The organism is Hyalangium sp., from assembly GCF_045802625.1.
Lineage (GTDB): Bacteria > Myxococcota > Myxococcia > Myxococcales > Myxococcaceae > Hyalangium.
The window spans coordinates 1-16,377 of sequence record NZ_JBJMQP010000135.1; the positions used below are offsets into that span (position 1 = coordinate 1).

The 16,377-nt window shown below is 68.9% G+C and carries 18 protein-coding genes; 8 read left to right on the top strand and 10 right to left on the bottom strand.

Annotated features, from left to right (window positions below; translation table 11 throughout):
* Both ACJ8AT_RS24925 and ACJ8AT_RS24930 read left to right on the top strand, forming a co-directional pair.
* A partial coding sequence (locus ACJ8AT_RS24925; protein ID WP_407740343.1) for a choice-of-anchor A family protein occupies positions 1–241 on the top strand: 241 nt, incomplete at its 5' end.
* 104 nt (positions 242–345) lie between these two features.
* Positions 346–1,035 (top strand): NAD-dependent epimerase/dehydratase family protein, encoded by a 690-nt coding sequence (locus tag ACJ8AT_RS24930; protein WP_407740344.1) that lies wholly within the window; start codon positions 346–348, stop codon positions 1,033–1,035.
* A gap of 23 nt (positions 1,036–1,058) precedes the next feature.
* Here ACJ8AT_RS24930 and ACJ8AT_RS24935 read toward each other — a convergent pair whose 3' ends face one another.
* The 4 genes from ACJ8AT_RS24935 to ACJ8AT_RS24950 form a co-directional block, all read right to left on the bottom strand.
* Positions 1,059–2,219: a Gfo/Idh/MocA family protein gene (locus ACJ8AT_RS24935; RefSeq protein ID WP_407740345.1), complete on the bottom strand. Its 1,161-nt coding sequence runs from the start codon at positions 2,217–2,219 to the stop codon at positions 1,059–1,061.
* Positions 2,220–2,321: 102 nt separating this feature from the next.
* The gene (locus ACJ8AT_RS24940; RefSeq protein WP_407740346.1) at positions 2,322–3,662 is read right to left on the bottom strand and encodes an aspartate aminotransferase family protein; all 1,341 of its coding nucleotides are present in this window, start codon (positions 3,660–3,662) and stop codon (positions 2,322–2,324) included.
* A gap of 17 nt (positions 3,663–3,679) precedes the next feature.
* Positions 3,680–4,108: a GtrA family protein gene (locus ACJ8AT_RS24945; RefSeq protein ID WP_407740347.1), complete on the bottom strand. Its 429-nt coding sequence runs from the start codon at positions 4,106–4,108 to the stop codon at positions 3,680–3,682.
* Between the two features lie 5 nt (positions 4,109–4,113).
* Positions 4,114–4,911, bottom strand: a complete 798-nt coding sequence (locus ACJ8AT_RS24950; protein ID WP_407740348.1) for a CDP-alcohol phosphatidyltransferase family protein — start codon at positions 4,909–4,911, stop codon at positions 4,114–4,116.
* Positions 4,912–5,103: 192 nt separating this feature from the next.
* On the opposite strand from ACJ8AT_RS24950, the gene ACJ8AT_RS24955 reads away from it, so the two are divergent.
* Positions 5,104–5,796 carry a DUF3047 domain-containing protein gene (locus ACJ8AT_RS24955; protein ID WP_407740349.1) on the top strand — a complete coding sequence of 231 codons (693 nt, stop codon included), beginning with the start codon at positions 5,104–5,106 and terminating at the stop codon, positions 5,794–5,796.
* 6 nt (positions 5,797–5,802) lie between these two features.
* Here the strand turns inward: ACJ8AT_RS24955 and ACJ8AT_RS24960 are convergent, their stop codons facing one another.
* Positions 5,803–6,735, bottom strand: a complete 933-nt coding sequence (locus ACJ8AT_RS24960) for a phosphatase PAP2 family protein (protein ID WP_407740350.1) — start codon at positions 6,733–6,735, stop codon at positions 5,803–5,805.
* A 299-nt stretch (positions 6,736–7,034) separates the two neighbouring features.
* Here ACJ8AT_RS24960 and ACJ8AT_RS24965 point away from each other — a divergent pair, with 299 nt between their 5' ends.
* From ACJ8AT_RS24965 to ACJ8AT_RS24975, 3 genes are read left to right on the top strand one after another with little or no spacing between them, the layout of a single operon-like run.
* Entirely contained in the window at positions 7,035–7,679 is a 645-nt protein-coding gene (locus ACJ8AT_RS24965) for a hypothetical protein (RefSeq protein ID WP_407740351.1), read from the top strand.
* Complete coding sequence (locus ACJ8AT_RS24970) at positions 7,676–8,854, top strand: hypothetical protein (protein WP_407740352.1); 1,179 nt, start codon at positions 7,676–7,678, stop codon at positions 8,852–8,854. The genes ACJ8AT_RS24965 and ACJ8AT_RS24970 overlap by 4 nt, the downstream gene beginning before the upstream one ends.
* Positions 8,844–9,896: a glycosyltransferase gene (locus tag ACJ8AT_RS24975; RefSeq protein ID WP_407740353.1), complete on the top strand. Its 1,053-nt coding sequence runs from the start codon at positions 8,844–8,846 to the stop codon at positions 9,894–9,896. The genes ACJ8AT_RS24970 and ACJ8AT_RS24975 overlap by 11 nt, the downstream gene beginning before the upstream one ends.
* 10 nt (positions 9,897–9,906) lie before the next feature.
* Here the strand turns inward: ACJ8AT_RS24975 and ACJ8AT_RS24980 are convergent, their stop codons facing one another.
* The 4 genes from ACJ8AT_RS24980 to glgA all read right to left on the bottom strand — a co-directional run bounded on the left by ACJ8AT_RS24980 (position 9,907) and on the right by glgA (position 13,451).
* Entirely contained in the window at positions 9,907–10,506 is a 600-nt protein-coding gene (locus ACJ8AT_RS24980; protein ID WP_407740354.1) for a hypothetical protein, read from the bottom strand.
* Positions 10,507–10,590: 84 nt separating this feature from the next.
* A complete protein-coding gene (locus ACJ8AT_RS24985) occupies positions 10,591–11,067 on the bottom strand; it encodes a hypothetical protein (protein ID WP_407740355.1) in 477 nt (158 codons plus the stop codon).
* A complete protein-coding gene (locus tag ACJ8AT_RS24990) occupies positions 11,067–11,990 on the bottom strand; it encodes a serine/threonine protein kinase (RefSeq protein WP_407740356.1) in 924 nt (307 codons plus the stop codon). Before ACJ8AT_RS24990 ends, ACJ8AT_RS24985 begins: the two co-directional genes overlap by 1 nt.
* A 33-nt stretch (positions 11,991–12,023) precedes the next feature.
* Positions 12,024–13,451, bottom strand: coding sequence for a glycogen synthase GlgA (gene glgA, locus ACJ8AT_RS24995; RefSeq protein ID WP_407740357.1), 1,428 nt, complete (start codon positions 13,449–13,451; stop codon positions 12,024–12,026).
* A 99-nt stretch (positions 13,452–13,550) separates the two neighbouring features.
* Between glgA and pdxH the strand changes: the two genes are divergently transcribed.
* On the top strand, positions 13,551–14,135 hold the full coding sequence (gene pdxH / locus ACJ8AT_RS25000; RefSeq protein WP_407740358.1) for a pyridoxamine 5'-phosphate oxidase: 585 nt from the start codon (positions 13,551–13,553) through the stop codon (positions 14,133–14,135).
* Between the two features lie 16 nt (positions 14,136–14,151).
* On the opposite strand, the gene ACJ8AT_RS25005 is transcribed toward pdxH, so the two are convergent.
* Entirely contained in the window at positions 14,152–14,862 is a 711-nt protein-coding gene (locus ACJ8AT_RS25005) for an SDR family oxidoreductase (RefSeq protein ID WP_407740359.1), read from the bottom strand.
* 104 nt (positions 14,863–14,966) lie between these two features.
* Here ACJ8AT_RS25005 and hemG point away from each other — a divergent pair, with 104 nt between their 5' ends.
* Positions 14,967–16,340 carry a protoporphyrinogen oxidase gene (gene hemG, locus ACJ8AT_RS25010; RefSeq protein ID WP_407740360.1) on the top strand — a complete coding sequence of 458 codons (1,374 nt, stop codon included), beginning with the start codon at positions 14,967–14,969 and terminating at the stop codon, positions 16,338–16,340.
* The last annotated feature ends 37 nt before the right edge of the window (positions 16,341–16,377 follow it).

Here is a 16,377-nt window from a genome sequence, read left to right on the forward strand (position 1 = left end):
CGGCATCGATCAGCACGGGGTGCTGTACAACTTCGTGGATGCCACCACCATCGACGCTCATGGCTACGGCTTCTGGGGCACGGTGCTGGCTCCCTACGCGCAGCTCAACTTCACGGACGGGAGCTTCGATGGCGGCATCTACGCCGGCGCGTTCTCGGGCAACGCCGAGGGCCACATCAACGCGCTGCAGGACCGCGACATCCCCGTCTGCCAGGCGCCGTCGCCAAACGTCGCCCCGTAGCGCCCCACCGTAGAGCAGCCGCCGCCAGAGCGTCTCTGCCGCCGAATTAGCGCAATTGAAGGCTAGAGTGGCCCCCGTACCAGCGCTGGACGGAGGGCTACGTCATGAAGGTGATTCTCTTCGGGGCAACGGGCATGGTCGGGCAGGGTGTCCTGCGGGAATGCCTGCTCGACTCCAACGTGGAGAGCGTTCTGGCGATCGTGCGCGGCCCGACGGGGCAGCAGCACGCGAAGCTGCGCGAGCTGGTGCACAAGAACTTCCTGGACTTCTCCGCCGTCGAGGGCGAGCTCTCCGGCTATGACGCGTGCCTGTTCTGCCTCGGCGTCTCCTCGGCGGGGATGACGGAGGCGGACTATCACCACGTGACGTACGACTTCACGCTGGCGGCGGCGCAGCCGCTGGCCCGGCTCAACCCCGGCATGACGTTCATCTACGTGTCGGGCGCGGGCACCGACAGCACCGAGAAGGGCCGCAGCATGTGGGCCCGGGTGAAGGGCAAGACCGAGAACGCGCTGCTGAAGCTGCCATTCAAGGCCAGCTACATGTTCCGGCCCGGGTTCATCCAGCCGCAGCATGGAATCACATCGAAGACGAAGCTGTACCGGGCCATCTATGCGGTGATGGGGCCGCTCTACCCGGTGTTGAAGGCGCTCGCGCCCAAGTACGTGACGACGACGGAGAGCGTTGGGCGCGCCATGCTCAAGGTCGCCAGGCAGGGCGCTGCCAAGCAGGTGCTCGAGAACTGGGACATCAACAGCATCGCCTCCGAGGGGGCCTCACCCGCCGCGCGCTGATCAGGCCCCCGGCGCAGGCTCCCTCAGCGGCCCAGGCGCAGCCCCTGCTCCCTCTCCATCGGCACCGAGGGCACGTGCCACGCCTCGGCGCTCAGGGGCTTCTCGCGGCAGCTGTCCGCCGCCGAGCGATAGGCCTGGGTGATGATCTGGATGCACAGATACGCCTCGCGGGCATCCTTGCCCACGAAGTCCCCATCGCGAATGGCGACCAGGAACTGATCGAACATGGAGTTGAACCAGCTGACGTGGCTGGCATCCATCCAGTGCGAGGAGATGGAGTACTTCTCCACCTCCCACGTCACCGCGCCCTGCGCCACGTCCGGGCCGTCCGTGCGCCGCATCACCGCCAGCTGCAGATCATCGTCATCGATGGTGATGGCGCCCTGATCGCCCTGCACCGTGTACATCACCTTGCGCACGCCCGCGGTCCACGTGAGCTGCGCGTAGGCCACCCCGTTCGGGAAGGTGAGCGCGGCGCTGAAGTTGTCCTCGGTATCCCAGCGCCCGGGCTCCAGGTTGGACATCTTCGCGGTGACCGCCGTGGGATAGGCGCCCATCCAGTCGAACGTCAGGTAGAAGGAGTGGCTGCCATGATCCATGGCGATGCCGCCGCCGCTGTAGCGGTGCTCGCGGCGCCAGTGGGTGTGCCACTCGGTGACGCCCTTGGCGTGCGTGTTGCGGAAGGTGTTGAGCGTGAGCGCGCGCACCTTGCCAATCCGCCCGCTGTCGATGATCTCGCGCACCTTCTTCGCCACCGGCGCGTGCTTGTAGTTGTGACAGGGGAAGAGCACGCGGCGGGCGCGCCGGGCATGCTCGAGCAGCGCCGCGGCGTCCTCCAGCGTGGTGGTCAGCGGCTTCTCGCACAGCACGTGCAGCCCGTGATCAAACGCCGCGTGCGCCACCTTGGCGTGATCACACGGCGGAGTGCTGATGTCCACGAAGTCCAGGCGGCCAGCCTCGGCCTGCAACAGCGAGGCATAGTCCGGGTAGATGCGCGCCTGGGGCAGCGCCTTCCGGGCGAGCTCGCGGCGCGCGGCGCAGATGTCCGCCACCGCGACGATCTCCACGTCATCCGTGGTGCGCTTCCGCTCGAGGTACGCCGGCACGTGGCCGTTGCCGGAGATGAAGCCGTAGCCGATGAGCGCGCCCGACAGCCGCCTGGAGGACAATTGAGTAGCTGACATAGGCGGCCTCTAGCCCATTGACCGAAGCGGCTCAAGAGTCCCCCCCCATTGGGAAACTCTCATGCCCGCTGAATTAGTGTCTCCTAAGAATGTGGATGACGCCTAGCGCCAGCGGCCACTCTCGTGCAGCTCGCGGAAGACCTCGTCCAGCAACCCCAGGGCCTCGGCCGCGGCCTCGCGGGTGATGGTGAGCGCAGGCTGGAGCCGGATGTGCGGCGAGTACGTCATCGCCAGCAGCCCACGCCGCACTCCCGACATGTACACCTCGCGCATCACCGCGCTGGAGACGGGTTCCTTGGTGGTCCGATCTTTTACCACCTCGATGGCGAGGAACAGCCCGGCCCCGCGCACCTCGCCGATGAAGGGGTAGCGCTCCTTCATGGCCTGGAGCTGCTCGAGCATGAAGGCGCCCACCTTGGCAGCGTTCTCCCAGAGCCGCTCCTCGCGGATGGTGCGCACCGAGGCCAGCGCCGCCGCCGAGGCCAGCGGGTTGCCGCCGTAGGACGACGAGGCGCCCGAAGGGTTGGACCAGGGCTTGGCCTGGGCGATCTCCGTGCGGGTGAGCACGCCGCTCACCGGGAAGCCGCTGCCGAAGGCCTTGCCCAGGGTGACGATGTCCGGCTTGGCGCCCGAGTGATCCACGCCCCAGGGCTTTCCGGTGCGGCCGAAGCCGGTGATCATCTCATCCGCGATGAACAGCGCGCCCGCCTCGTGCGCCACGTCCGCCACCGCGGGGAGGAACTCCGGGGGAGGAATCACGTTGCCGGCGGTGCCCTGCATGGGCTCGGCGATCACCGCGGCCACGGGCCCCTGGGCCTGCTGCTTGAGCGACTTGCGCATGAACTCCGCGCAGGCCAGGCCGCACGAGGGGTACTTCAGCCCGAACGGGCAGCGGTAGCAGTCCGCGTAGGGCACCTGCGTTGTCCCCGACGGGAAGGGGCCGAAGCCGTGGCGCGCCTCCGAGCCCATCAGCGCCATGGCGCCCGCCGTCTTGCCGTGGAAGCCGCCCCAGAAGCCCACCACGTCCTGGCGTCCGGTGTACACGCGCGCCAGCCGCAGCGCGCTCTCCACCGCCTCCGCCCCGCCCGAGTAGAGCTGCAGCTTGTCGAGCCCGTTGGGCGCCATCTCCGCCACCTGGTGCATCAGCTCGGCGCGAGGCGCGGAGGTGAGGCTGCCCACGGTCAGCTTCTTCGTCTGCTCGGTGAGGGCGGCGACGTACTTGGGGTGGCAGTGGCCCAGCGCGTTGACGCCGATGCCACCGATGAGATCCACATAGCGGTTGCCATCCACGTCCGTGAGGTAGCTGCCCTCTCCGGTGTCCATGGCCACGCCCGCCCAGAGCGCGAAGCCCTGCAGGCCCGGGGCCAGGTGTTCCTGCTCTTTGGCGACGAGCTCCTTGGAGCGCGGGCCGGGAATCTCGGTCTGAATGCGGACGTGACCCATGGAATGAAGCCTCTTCTTCAGGTGGGGGAATAGCGCCGCCGGAAGACATAGAGGCGGTGCAGGGGGTAATTCCAAACGAAGCCGATGACGATGGAGGCCCCAATCACGCCGGGGACCTTGGGGGCGCCGAGCCCATCCACCAGGCCGTATGACAGCAAGACATTGAGCCCCGCGGAGGCCGCGCTCACCAGCGCATAGCGGAGCGCCTGCCCATGGAGGCTGCCCGCCCCCACCCCCGCCTGAAACACCCACCACTTCTTCACCGAGAAGTCCGTGAGGGCGCCGGCCAGCGCTCCGGCCGCGGCCGCGTAGAGGTAGTACACGCCGAGGGCGATGAGGCTGCTCATCAGCCCCCAGTCCACGATGGTCGCCAGCCCCGAGGAGAGCTGTCCCTTGATGAACTTCCACACCTCGTGCCGGGTGCCCCCGGGGGACGCTTCGGCCAAGACGCTCACCGGCCCTTCTTGCGCAGCTCCGCTCGGACGAACGCGGTGCGCTGCACTCCCGTGACATTGGCCAGCAGCGCGATCAGCCCCAGCGCGGCGAGCACCAGGTAGTGCCGCGGCTCGGCGACGCCGCGCTCCCAGAAGTACGTCAGCATGGACGAGAAGAGGGTCGAGACGACCAGGTAGGCGGCGCGCTCGTGGCGTTGCATGAGCCCCATCTTCGCATCGATGCCCATCGCCTCGCCCTTGGCGCGGGAGTAGCTCACCATCACGGCCCCCACACAGGCGAGCGAGCACAGCACGAACCCCAGCGGCAGGTGGCGGTAGTAGTAGGCGTAGCCGAAGAAGACGATCATCTCCGCCACCCGATCGATGGCGGCGTCGAGCACCTCGCCCGAGTCGGAGGACAGGCCGCGCGCCCGCGCCACCGTGCCATCCAGCGCATCGCACATCGCGCCGAACAGCAGCAGCCACGAGCCGAGCCCGAAGAAGCCCCCGCCGATGGCCAGCGCGGCGATTGCGTGCAGCGCCAGCGAGGTCCACGAGAGCACGTCCGGATGCACCCGCCAGCGCACCAGCGCGCGGCTCACCGGGCCGAACATCCAGTAGCCGTACTCCATGAAGTACTCGCCCAGGAGCACGGAGCCCCCCTGCTTCATCACCCGCTCGGTGCGGATGCGGCCTCGGACGGCGCTGCGAATGACGTAGACCGCGAGCGCCAGGAGGAAGGCGCTCAGCAGCGTGACGAAGGGCACCACCGTCACGAGGGGCGAGGACAGAGCACGAGCGAGCGAAGGGGGCATGATCAGAACCAAGCCCCGGATACTTGAGTTTCCAAGGTTGTCAAGGTAAGCCGCCCGCTCACAAGCAAACCCGCCTGCCGGCCGAGGGCAGAGGGGCGCAGCTTGCAGGGGAATAGGCGAGCCGACTACGGCTCGCCGCGCGAGGCCTTCTCATTCCAGGTGCCCGGCACCTCCCCTGTCTTGGAGCTCCCCATGCGTGTTGCCCTCACGAGCGTGCTGTTGGCAGGGATGGCCTACGGAGGCCTCTCGTACGCCTCGACGGATGTCTCCCCCGCGCACTCCACGGCAGGCGCCGCGGCTTCTCGCTGCGCGCTGGGGCCGGATACCCAGTGGCTCGTGGTGGAGGGCAGCAGCAGCGACAACTACTACCGCGTGCAGCAGGAAGAGGGCCGCACCGTCTTTCACACGGACTACCCCAAGGACACCAGCACGGTGACGCTGGGCCGGCGCGTGCCGGACAGCGCCGTGGGCTGGCGCCACCTGGCGTGGAGCTGGCGGGTGCACCGCTTCCCCGAGAACGGCAACGAGAAGATGTCCTCGCGCGAGGACAGCGCCATGGCCGTCTACGCCACCTTCGGCAGCCAGCTGCACCGCCAGTCGCTGAAGTACGTCTGGAGCACCACGCTGCCGGCGGGAACGGTGGTGGGGCCCAAGCGCACGCTCTTCTATGACATCGTCACCATCGTCCTGCAGGGGCCGGGTGGCGCGAACCGCTGGCAGGACGAGAAGGTGGACGTCGCCGCGGACTGGGCACGCTTCTTCGGCGACCCTGGCGCGAGCCCCGAGCAGGCCCCGCCCATGGTCGGCCTGGGGTTGCTCACCGACGGTGACGACACGGAAAGCACTCCCTCCGCGGACATCGCGGACATCGCCCTGACGCCGTGAGCCGGCTCAGCCTCGCGCGCCCTGGAGCCCGGGCTCGGGCAGCTTGCGCTCGCCGAACAGCCGCTCGCAGCCCCACCAGCACACAAAGGCGACGGCAACCCCGGCGAGGAGATCCAGGATGTAGTGGTGCGCCAGGTACACCGCTGAGAAGGCCACGAGCGCCGTGAAGAGCACGCAGGGGATGCGCCAGCGCAGCCCGCGGTTCCACGTGTAGAGCGTCACAATCAGCGGGAAGGCGACATGCAGCGAGGGCATGGCGCCGAACACGTTCGGGTTGCGCGCGTAGAACCCCTGGAAGTAGTGGATGCCGAGCAGCGCATCGAAGCGCGCGCACCCGGCGGCCGAGCCGGCCGTGCTCATCACCGCGGGCCCGAAGCCGTGCTCGATGATGTACCAGGGCGGGGCCACCGGCAGCAGCATGTAGATGAGGGCGCCGAGCGCGTTGGATGCGAAGAGGGCCCAGACGAAGGACGTGCAGCGCTGCCGCTCTCCCACGACGTAGAAGAACACCACCACCGCCAGGAACTGGTAGAGGTAGAGCGCGTACGAGGCGCCGCAGAAGAGATCCAACACGGCCACCGGGCGCGCGTTGAGCCACTCGGCCCAGGGGATGCCGCCGGGCGCGTGGAACAGCGAGACCTCGAGCTTCCACATGTCATCCGTGTGAACGGGGCCCAGCAGCGGCAGGTAGCGCTGCGCGTCCACCAGCACTCCGGTGAGCCACACCGGGAGGACCCCTCGGACGAAGGACTGGGGGCGAGGCCCTATCCACGGCAGGCCGGCGATCAGCCCGTCCGCGAGGATGTGCTCCGGACGAATTCCACTCACCGCTGAGAAGGCCAGATGGGCCAGCGCCAGCGCGAGCATGACCCACCGAAACCCACGCCCCTCGCTGTGCATGGAGCGCTCATCCAGAGTGTGCTTGGTCGTTGCGTTCACGAGTGTGGTGTCCCCTGGCTACCGGGCGCCCTCATACCGGGGTCGTCCCAGATAGGGAAGAGCCGCCCGGCAGGCAACTGCTGTGCATCTGCATGCGCTCATGAGTGTGCAGGTTGCTTCACGTCCAGCCGCATTCCCCTCTGGGAGGCCCTTGGCCTTTTTGATGCAGTGCTCCAATTCGCTATTCGAACGAGGAGCGGCTCGCGATGTGGAAACAGTTCCAGGGGACGGCAGTGCACCGTATCAAACGTGCGGCTGTAGCCCAGTTGCATCGGTCCGTCGAAGGGGAGGCGCTGCTCTTGCGCGTCTACCTGGCGGGCGAGGAGTACGCGGAGAACGATGCGCTGCTCGGACGGCTGAAGGCGCTCGGGCCCGCGTGGCTGTCCGACGGCATGGAGCGCCACCTCGCGGACGAGCGGCGCCACGCTGCCCTGCTTCGGGCGCGGCTCGCGGAGCTGGGGGCCGACCCGGCGGCGCACCTCCCTGGCGGGGTGGATGGCCTGGAGGCGGGAAAGCTCCGAAGGCTGCGGGCGCTCGTGACAACCTATGCGAAGGACTTTGAAGCTGGCGAGCGCGTCCCGCTGCTCGCGGTGGCTGCACGGATGGAGGCCATGTCCGTGCGCATCTTCCAGCGGCACGTCGAAGTGCTGGAGGCCTGGGAGCGTGAGAGCGGCGCTCCTCATCCGACGGCGGAGCTGCTGCGCAGTGTGGTGAAGGACGAACAGCGTCACGTGCGCGGGTGCGAGCTGGCCATCGAGCGGCTGGTGCAGCCTCAGGAGCGCGAGGCGCTCGCCGCGCTGGGCGCTCGCATCGAGGCCATCGAGCGGCGCGGGGCGACGGCGGGCGCCCTGGCGCTCTGGGCGGTGGGCGTGGCGCTTCGACTCCGGCAGGCGGGCGCGCATCTCCAGCCCTTCCGGCAGGGCCGCCGCGAGGAGGCCGCATGAGCCGCCAACGTGTGATGTGGCTCGCGGTCGCGGACGGGCGCGGGCACCTGATGCGCGCGCACCTGATGCGTCAGTTGCTCGGGCGGCAGGGCGTGCAAGTGGATGTGGTGACGACCTCGCCCGAGGGCGCGCGCTTCCTCGAAGCGCTGGGGACTCCGTCGCGGGTGCTCGCCCCCGGCTTCCGCATCGTCTACGACGCTCAGCAGAACCTGGCCCGGCGGGACACCGAGCGGCTCGTGCTGCGCTACCTGCTGTCGCCGCGCCGCATCCAGTCGGATCTGCGCAACCTCCAGCCCTTGATGGAGGGCGCGGACCTCGTGGTCAACGACTTCCATCCGCTGCTGCTTGCGCTGCCGATGCTCGGGCTGGACGCGTACGAGAGCCGGATCGTCCACCTGTACGGGCAGAACCTGTGGGGGGCGTTCGAAGAGCACCTGCATGGGAGAGCCCCCGTGCTCGTCGAGAAGCTCTTCCAGCAGCGGGCGCGTCGGCTGCGCTCCCTGGCGTTCGGCACCGTGGAGCACTCGCTCGAAGTGAACCCGGGGACCGTCGAACGGCAAGGAGCGCGAGCCGTGCGGCTGGCGCCCATCGTTCCCGCCCTGAGCGCGAGACCGGAGGCCGTCCGGAGCCGTCTGGGCGTGGGGCGGGACGAGCGCCTCGCCACGGTGTACCTCAACCCCTACTTCCGCTCGCCCGCGCTCGGAGAGCGGCTGGAGCGCGCGCTGCGGGCCCGAGGCTACCGGCTGCACGCGGTGGGCGAAGGCATGCAGGGGCGTCCCGGTTGGCGGGCCTATGAGCCGCACCTCGCGGAGGTCGCCGCCGCGAGCGACCTGCTCGTCGCCGCTCCGGGGATGGGCTCGCTTGGCCAGGCGCGGCTGTTCGGCGTGCCCTATCTGGCGCTCTGCACGGATCAGCCCGAGCAGGCGCAGAACCTCACCCAGCTCGAAGGCACCGTCGTCCGCACGTTCCGCCCCGCGGTGGAGGACGACGACGCGCTCACCGGCTCACTCGTGGCGCTGGAGCATGGCTCGCGGCAGCGGTGGCACGAGCGCCCTTCACCCGTGGCCGCCGTCGAGCGGCTGCATGCCTCATGGGTCCGTGCGCTCACGGGCCTCATCGCCGCGTCCGTCGCGGAACGTCCTCATTCCACCCAGGAGCTCGCCCATGCCTCGTGAATCGCATCATCCCACCGCCGCGCTCGTGCTCGAGATGAACAACCTGCGCTCAGGCCCGGTGGAGCAGTCGATCGCCAGCCTCGAGCGGCTGTTGCACCACCTCCAGGCCCAGACCCGCCCACTCACCTCGCTGGCCGAGCTCGTCATCACGCACGATGGGCTCCCAGCAGAGTCCCTCGCGCGGCTGAAGCAAGCCGCGGGCAGGCCCGTGCGCTTCGTGGAGCTCCAGGGCGAGGACGGGTACTACACCGCGAAGAACCGAGGCTTCGAGGCCACCCGGGCAGACGTGGTGGCCTTCGGGGATGCGGACTGCTGGCCGGAGCCGCGCTGGCTCGAGGCGCTCCTGGCTCCATTCGAGTCCGAGGCAGGGACGCTGGTGGCCGCGGGCCGCACCACCTACCGCGAGGATCTGCTCGGAGCGGCGGCCACGACCATCGACTTCATGTACTTCGACAGCCCGCTCGGAGAGGGGTGCACGCGCAACTTCTACGCGAACAACGTGGCCTTCCGGCGAGAGGTGTTCGCGCGCCACGCCTACCTGTCCGAGCAGCACATCTATCGAGGCCACTGCCAGGTGCTCGGCCTGAGGCTGCAGGCGGCGGGAGTGCCAGTGCGCTTCGTCCCCGAGGCCCGCACGGTCCACCGCTTCCCAGACTCGCTGCGAGACTTCGCGCGGCTGCGGCTGCTGCGCGGAGCGGACGCGCACGAGCTCACGCCGCACCTGGCCCGCGCCTACCTTCCTCCGAGATTGCAGTGGCTCGGGGACATGCGCCCGGCCGCGTCCATGGCCGTGCTCGCGGCGCGGCTGGGGATGAGCCTTCGCGCGCTCAACCACCAGGATCTGCCACCGGTGAAGGGCATGCGGCGCGCCGCATGCGTCGGGGCGATCGTGGGGCTCTCGCTGGTGGATGCGGCGGGCGCGCTCGCGGGAGCCACGGGCCTGGGTCGGCCTCAAGTGCGCGATGGAGCGCTCGCGGAAGAGGGACTCGGCTACCACACCAACCGCGACGGGCTCACGGACGCCGCCCAGGCCACTGCATAGACGGCTGCGCTCAGTTCCTCGCCTTCGAGCAACGAAACCCCTCCCGGATCCGCTCCAACTGCCCCCAGACCTTGTGCGTCATCGGCTGGGGGCTCGCCTGAAAGAAGGCCACCGTTCTGCCCTGCGCGGCGCATCGGAACACCTGGACCCGGAGATTGAGCGTGAGGGGCTTGTGCGTCTTGAAGGGATCGTACGCATCCACCTTCCCCTCGAAACGCTGCTGTCCCTCCTGGGAGGCCTTCGCCTCCGTCAGGTGGGCAGTGACCGTGGCCGCATGGGGATCGAACTGGGTGTTCTTCTCTTCGACGGCCCGGCTCAGGCCTTCGAAATACGTCTTGAGATCCGCGTTCAGTTGCTCGGCCGTGAACGGGACCTCGCCTTCGAGCCAGAAGACGAAGGCATAGCTCCAGAAGTCCTCGCTCCCCGGCTTGAACATGCCCGGTGAGAAGCGGAGCTCCTCCAGCCCCCGGTACGGGAGCTTCGGCGCGAATTCGGGCGGAAGGGTGAAAGTCTCCGTGCGCCACCCCTCGGGCGTCGGCAAGGCGAAGGGAACTTCGGGCGCTGGAGGCTCCTTCTGAGCCAAGGCTTCCGAAGCGAAGAGGAGCGCCATGATGAGAAGGAGGTGCTGTCGCATGGGACTTCCCTGGGAGACGGCGGGGGACGAGCCCCACGATAGCAAGGAGGCTGCACGCCCTCACTCCAGCTTGGGCTCGGGGGGCGGCAGCCAGGGCAATTCCATCCGCCGCTCCACTTGGAACGTCGCCCGGCGCTCGGTCCTCGGGCCGTAGCGCAGCAGGGCTCCACCGTTCAGCCGGACCTCGTGGGACACATGAGACACAGTCCCCGCGGTCCCCTGGGCCACGAGCGGAAACGTCACCTCCACCGGCCGCGCTCGCCCATCCGTCCCCAGCGGCACCTCCACCTGCTGTAGCCCCTCGGCCAGCCGTCTCCCATCCACTGACAGCTCGAAGTCCACCCCCGTGAGCAGCCCCACATCCGAGGAGGGGTTGCGCACCTCCAGCTTCAGCGTGAGCTGGCCCGTGCCGTTGGGCGCGAAGCGCAAGTCCAGCGTCTCCACCCGCACCGCCGTGTCATAGGCCTCGGGCCTCCAGGGCACCCCAGGGCACCCAGCGAGCAGCACCACCGCCAGCACCGCCCCGAGCGCGCGCATCACCCGCCCAACAGGGGCCGCAGCGCCTCCACCGAGAGCGGCCACCCCGCGCGCTGGGCCATCACCTCGAGCGCCTTGATGAACTCCGCGGCCGTCTGGAACCGGCGCGCCTTGTCCGCGAACAGCGCCTTGCGCACCACCTGCACCGCGTAGTCCGGCAGCTCCAGCTTGAGCGAGGACAGCAGCGGCGCCCGCGCGTCCCTCACCCGCATCATCAGCTCCGCCTCGCCGCCCTGCTCCGTGCCATACAGGCGCCGGTTGGCGAACAGCTCCCAGAGCAGGACGCCCACCGCGTACAAGTCACTGCGCGCATCCACCGCCTGCCCCAGCACCTGCTCCGGGCTCATGTACGCCACCGTGCCGCGCAGCGCGCCCGCCTCGCCCTGCATCATCCCCTCCACCTCGGCCACGCCGAAGTCGGTGAGCTTCACCTCACCCTGCACGCTCAAGAGGATGTTGGTGGGGTTCACGTCCCGGTGGACGATGTTGGTGCCGTTCTCCCCCACCTTGGCCCGGTGGAGGTAGTCCAGCGCCTTGAGGATGCACCAGGCGATGTAGCAGGAGGCCTCCGGCGGCATCGCCGTGCCCACCTTCATCAGCAGGCCCTGCATGAACGCCAGGGTCCGGCCGCTCACCAGCTCCTGCACCATCAGGTAGTCCTGCCCCGCCTTGAAGAGGCGGAACGTGCGGACGATGTTCGGGTGGCGCAGGCGCACGGTGAGCTTCGCCTCGTCCACGAAGGCCTTCACGTAGTTGGCATCCGCTCGGAACGAGGGGTGGAGGCGCTTGAGCACCACCTCCTCCGGCTCGCCCGGGGAGCGCTGGATCGTGGGGCTGGCGCGGGCCTGATACACCTCGGCCATGCCGCCCACCGCCAGGCGGCCCACCACTTCGTACCCTCCCAACTCCAATGCTTCCGCCACGATCGAGAGCCTACCGCGCCTGAATCCGCCCTTCTATTCCTTGCGCAGGGAAGAGAAGAGACTTTCATACTTGCGGGCAGAGCTGGCCCAGGAGAAGTCCCGCTCCATCCCCCGCCGGCGGAACCCCTCCAGGCGCGCGGGGTCCGCGTAGAGCGCCTGTCCCCGGCGCATGGCCGCCAGCAGGGCGGCGGGGTGGAAGGCCTCGAAGAGGATGCCGGTGCCGTCCAGGCCCCCCTCCACCGTGTCAACCAAGCCCCCCGTCGCCCGGACGATGGGCACCGTGCCATACCGCAGGGAGTACATCTGGTTGAGCCCGCAGGGCTCGTAGCGGCTGGGCATCAAGAAGAAGTCCGCCCCCGCCTCCACCAGATGCGACAGGCCCCGGTCGAATCCAATGTGGACGCCCACCTGCTTCGGGAAGCGGGCCTGGAGCATCCGCAGACCCTCCTCGTAGGGCCCCTCGCCGCTGGCCACGGCCACGAAGCGGATGTCCGCCTGCAACGCGGTAGGCAGCACCTCCAGCAGCAGGTCCACTCCCTTCTGCCACGCCAGCCGGGTGACGGCGCCGAACACCGGCGCATCCGTCTCCGGCAGCCCCATACGCCGCAGCAGCTCGCGCTTGTTCACCGTCTTGCCGGACAAGTCCCCCGGGCTGTAGCGCGCCGGCAACAGGGGGTCCGTCGCCGGATCCCACTCGTGCGTGTCGATGCCGTTGAGGATGCCCACCAGCCGCCCCTGCTGCCGCAGCAGCAGCCCGTCCAAGCTGGCGCCCATCTCCGGCGTCTGGATCTCCTTGGCGTAGGTGGGCGACACCGTGGTGACGGCATCCGAGAACACGATGCCCGCTTTGAGGTAGTTCACCGTGTCGTAGAACTCGATGCCGTCGTGCGAGGTGAACAAGTCCCACGGCAGCCCCAGCTCATCCATGACGTCCTTGCCGTACTGGCCTTGGTAGGCCAGGTTGTGGATGGTCATCACGCAGCGAGCGCGCGACAGCGGGGTGCCCTGGAAGCCGCGCCGCAGCGCCACCGCCGCCAGTCCCGTCTGCCAGTCGTTGAGGTGGACGATGTCCGGGATGAACTGCAGCCGCTGGGCCGCCTGGAGCGCGCCGATGCTCAGGTAGGCAAAGCGCCGGTGGTTGTCCCCGAACCCGCCGTACATGTCCCCGTAGATGCCGGAGCGGCCGAAGAACCGCTCGTTCTCCAGGAAGAGCACCTCGTGGCGCTCCGCCACCCGGACCGAGAGGATGGGCCCGCCCTCTTCGCCAAAGGGGAAGCGCAGCCGGATCGACTGCCCCGTGGCGGTCAGCCGAGGCTCCTTCACATCCGCGTAGCGCGGGGTGATGACCTTGACCTCATGGCCGAGCCCGGCGAGCGCCCCAGGAAGGGCCCCCGCCACGTCCCCCAGGCCGCCCGTCTTGGAGAAGGGGGCGACCTCCGAGGAGATGAACAGAATCTTCATGCCCGAACCATGCCGTGTAGCGCCCGTGAGTCAACCTTAAGAAGAAGAGAAGCGCACGAGCGCTCTTCCCTGGGCGAACGAGGTTGTTAGGGTGGGTGCATGGAACTGCCTCAGGATCCCATCGAGCGCTTCGCCGTCCTCTACGAGCAGGCGAAGAAGGCCATCCCCGTGGACCCCAACGCGATGATCGTCGCCTCGGTGGGAGCCGACGGCCGCCCCTCGGCCCGGGTGGTGCTGCTCAAGGACTTCGATGCGCGCGGCTTCGTCTTCTTCACCAACTACGAGAGCCGCAAGGGGCGCGAGCTGCAGGGCCAGCCCGTCGCGGCGCTCGTCTTCTACTGGGCGGCGCTGGAGCGGCAGATCCGGGTGGAGGGGCGCGTGGAGCCCGTCTCGCAGGCCGAGGCGGACGCGTACTTCCACAGCCGGGCGCGCGGCAGCCAGATCGGCGCATGGGCGAGCCTGCAGAGCCAGCCCCTGCCCTCGAGGGAGCTGCTGGAGGAGCGGGTGGATCAGCTCACCCAGCAGTACGAGGGCAAGACGGTGCCGCGCCCGCCCCACTGGTCGGGCTTCCGGGTGGTGCCGGATCGCATCGAGTTCTGGCGCTCGCGCCCCAGCCGGCTTCACGAGCGCATCGTCTACACGCGCGCCGGCACTGGCTGGAGCACCGAGATCCTCTATCCGTGAGCGGGCCCCGCTCCCCCTACCAGAGCATCTCCTTGCCCTGGAAGTCGAAGAAGCAGCCACTTCTGGCCAAGGTCAGCTCGTCGATCACCCGGAGCAAGCCCTGAACGCACTCGTCCACGCGCGTGGGAGCCATCTTGCTGCCCATGTCCGTCTGCACCCAGCCCGGGTTGAGCAAAGCGGTGATGAGCCCCTTCTCGCGGAAGTCCACGGCCATGGTCCGCATGCCCTGATTGAGCGCGGCCTTGGACATGCGGTACGCGTACGCGCCGCCCGCGAAGCCGTAGACGCCGGCGGGCGTGTTCTCGGTCAGCGAGCCCATGCGCGTGGTCAGGTGGACGATCTTCCGCGTGTTCCCCTTCAGCACCAGGGGGAGCAGCGCGGAGGCCATGCGCATGGGGCCAATGGCGTTGGTCTCCATGACATGGGCCATGTCCTCGAAGTCCAGCTCGCCCAGGGGGTTCCACTTGCCGCTGACCCCTGCGTTGTTGATCAGCACGTCGATGGGCGCCTCGCCGATGGAGGCAGCGAAGGCGCGCACGCTGGCGGTGTTCTTCACATCGAGTGCGTGAATGCGCAGACGCTCCCCTGCGTCTCGCGCCAGAGCGGTCAGCTGCCGGGCCTCCCAGGGAACGCGAGCTCCAGCTTCTACGGTGTCGCCACGAGCGAGCAGTTGTCGGACGAATTCGAGACCAATGCCACGAGAGGCCCCAGAGATGGCGTAGCGCATACATGTATTAAGACGCTTCACTGGCTGTAGGCACAACCGATGGGACTCTTGACCCGAGTGACCTACACGCGCACAGGACAAATGGATCCAGGAGTAGCGGAAACATGACCGTAATCGCTGTTATCGGAGGTGGAATTTCGGGGCTCGCGTTGGCGTACCGATTGCGGGCGCGCGGGAAGGATGCGGTCGTACTGGAAGGCGAAAATCGTCTGGGTGGCAACATCCAGACGAGACAACGTGATGGGTTGGTAACGGAGGCAGGACCCAACAGCTTCCTTGATCGGGAACCGGCGACGCGGGAGCTGGCCAAGGGCCTGGGCATCGAGGAGCTGATCCGCGCGGCGGATCCGGCGGCGAAGGCGCGCTACCTCTACACGCGCGGGCAGCTGCGCGCGGTGCCCGCCTCTCCGCCCGCGTTCCTCAAGTCGGATCTCCTGCCGCTGGGCGCGCGCCTGCGCGTGGTGGCCGAGCTGTTCACCGGCCGAGCGCCTGAGGGAGTGGATGAGTCACTGGGGGCTTTCGGGCGTCGGCACCTGGGGACCCGGGCCACGTCGGTGCTGTTGGACGCGGTGCAGACGGGCATCTACGCGGGGGACATGGAGGCGCTGAGCGTGGGCGCCACCTTCCCGCAGCTGACGAAGCTGGAGCGCGAGCACCGCAGCCTCATCCTCGGGGCCATCCGCAGCCAGGGGGCGCAGCGCAAGGCGCTGGCGGCGGGGAGCGGGGGCTCGCAGAAGTTACGCGGAGCGTTGAGCACCTTCGAGGGTGGCATGCAGACGCTGGTGGAGGGCCTGACGCGAGCGCTGGGGCCGGCGGCGCGCACGGGCGCGAAGGTGGAGGGGCTGCAGCCCAGCCAGGACGGCTGGAGAGTCTCGGTGCGGGAGCACGGGCGGCAGGCGGAGCTGCTCGCCTCGAAGGTGGTGCTGGCGACGCCGGCCTACGTCACCGCGGGGCTGGTGCGGCCGCTGGATGAGAGGCTCGCGGCGCTGGTGGAGGGCATTGCCTATGCGCCCATCGCCGTGGTGCACCTGGGATACGCGCAGGGCAGCACGCCCGCGCCGGACGGCTTCGGCTTCCTGGTGCCGGGCCTGGAGAAGCGGCGGCTGCTGGGAGCCATCCACGCCTCCACGGTGTTCCCCTTCCGCGCCGAGGACGGCAAGGTGCTCTACACCTGCATGATCGGCGGCGCGAAGAGGCCGGAGCTGGTGGGCCTGGACGAGGAGGCCCTGGTGACGCTCGCGAGGGAGGAGCTGAAGGAGCTGGCCGGCGTCACGGCGAGCCCCGTGTTCACGGAGGTCTTCCGCTGGACGCGAGGCATCCCCCAATACAACGTGGGGCACCTGGAGCGGGTGGCCGCCATCGACTCGGCGCTGGCGCGGCTGCCGGGGCTGCACCTGGCGGGCAACGCCTACAAGGGCGTGGGGATCAACGACTGCATCCGCAATGCCCTGGCGCTGGGAGATGCGCTGGCATCCTGATTGCTGGCGCGACCACTCACCCTCCACCCGCGACCGC

Bases quoted from the DNA above. Each gene is read 5' to 3' on its own strand.
- ACJ8AT_RS24930 (WP_407740344.1), top strand. From the start codon at position 346: ATGAAGGTGATTCTCTTCGGGGCAACGGGCATGGTCGGGCAGGGTGTC.
- ACJ8AT_RS24935 (WP_407740345.1), bottom strand. From the start codon at position 2,219: ATGTCAGCTACTCAATTGTCCTCCAGGCGGCTGTCGGGCGCGCTCATC.
- ACJ8AT_RS24940 (WP_407740346.1), bottom strand. From the start codon at position 3,662: ATGGGTCACGTCCGCATTCAGACCGAGATTCCCGGCCCGCGCTCCAAG.
- ACJ8AT_RS24950 (WP_407740348.1), bottom strand. From the start codon at position 4,911: ATGCCCCCTTCGCTCGCTCGTGCTCTGTCCTCGCCCCTCGTGACGGTG.
- ACJ8AT_RS24955 (WP_407740349.1), top strand. From the start codon at position 5,104: ATGCGTGTTGCCCTCACGAGCGTGCTGTTGGCAGGGATGGCCTACGGA.
- ACJ8AT_RS24970 (WP_407740352.1), top strand. From the start codon at position 7,676: ATGAGCCGCCAACGTGTGATGTGGCTCGCGGTCGCGGACGGGCGCGGG.
- ACJ8AT_RS24975 (WP_407740353.1), top strand. From the start codon at position 8,844: ATGCCTCGTGAATCGCATCATCCCACCGCCGCGCTCGTGCTCGAGATG.
- ACJ8AT_RS24980 (WP_407740354.1), bottom strand. From the start codon at position 10,506: ATGGCGCTCCTCTTCGCTTCGGAAGCCTTGGCTCAGAAGGAGCCTCCA.
- ACJ8AT_RS24985 (WP_407740355.1), bottom strand. From the start codon at position 11,067: ATGCGCGCGCTCGGGGCGGTGCTGGCGGTGGTGCTGCTCGCTGGGTGC.
- glgA (WP_407740357.1), bottom strand. From the start codon at position 13,451: ATGAAGATTCTGTTCATCTCCTCGGAGGTCGCCCCCTTCTCCAAGACG.
- pdxH (WP_407740358.1), top strand. From the start codon at position 13,551: ATGGAACTGCCTCAGGATCCCATCGAGCGCTTCGCCGTCCTCTACGAG.
- ACJ8AT_RS25005 (WP_407740359.1), bottom strand. From the start codon at position 14,862: ATGCGCTACGCCATCTCTGGGGCCTCTCGTGGCATTGGTCTCGAATTC.
- hemG (WP_407740360.1), top strand. From the start codon at position 14,967: ATGACCGTAATCGCTGTTATCGGAGGTGGAATTTCGGGGCTCGCGTTG.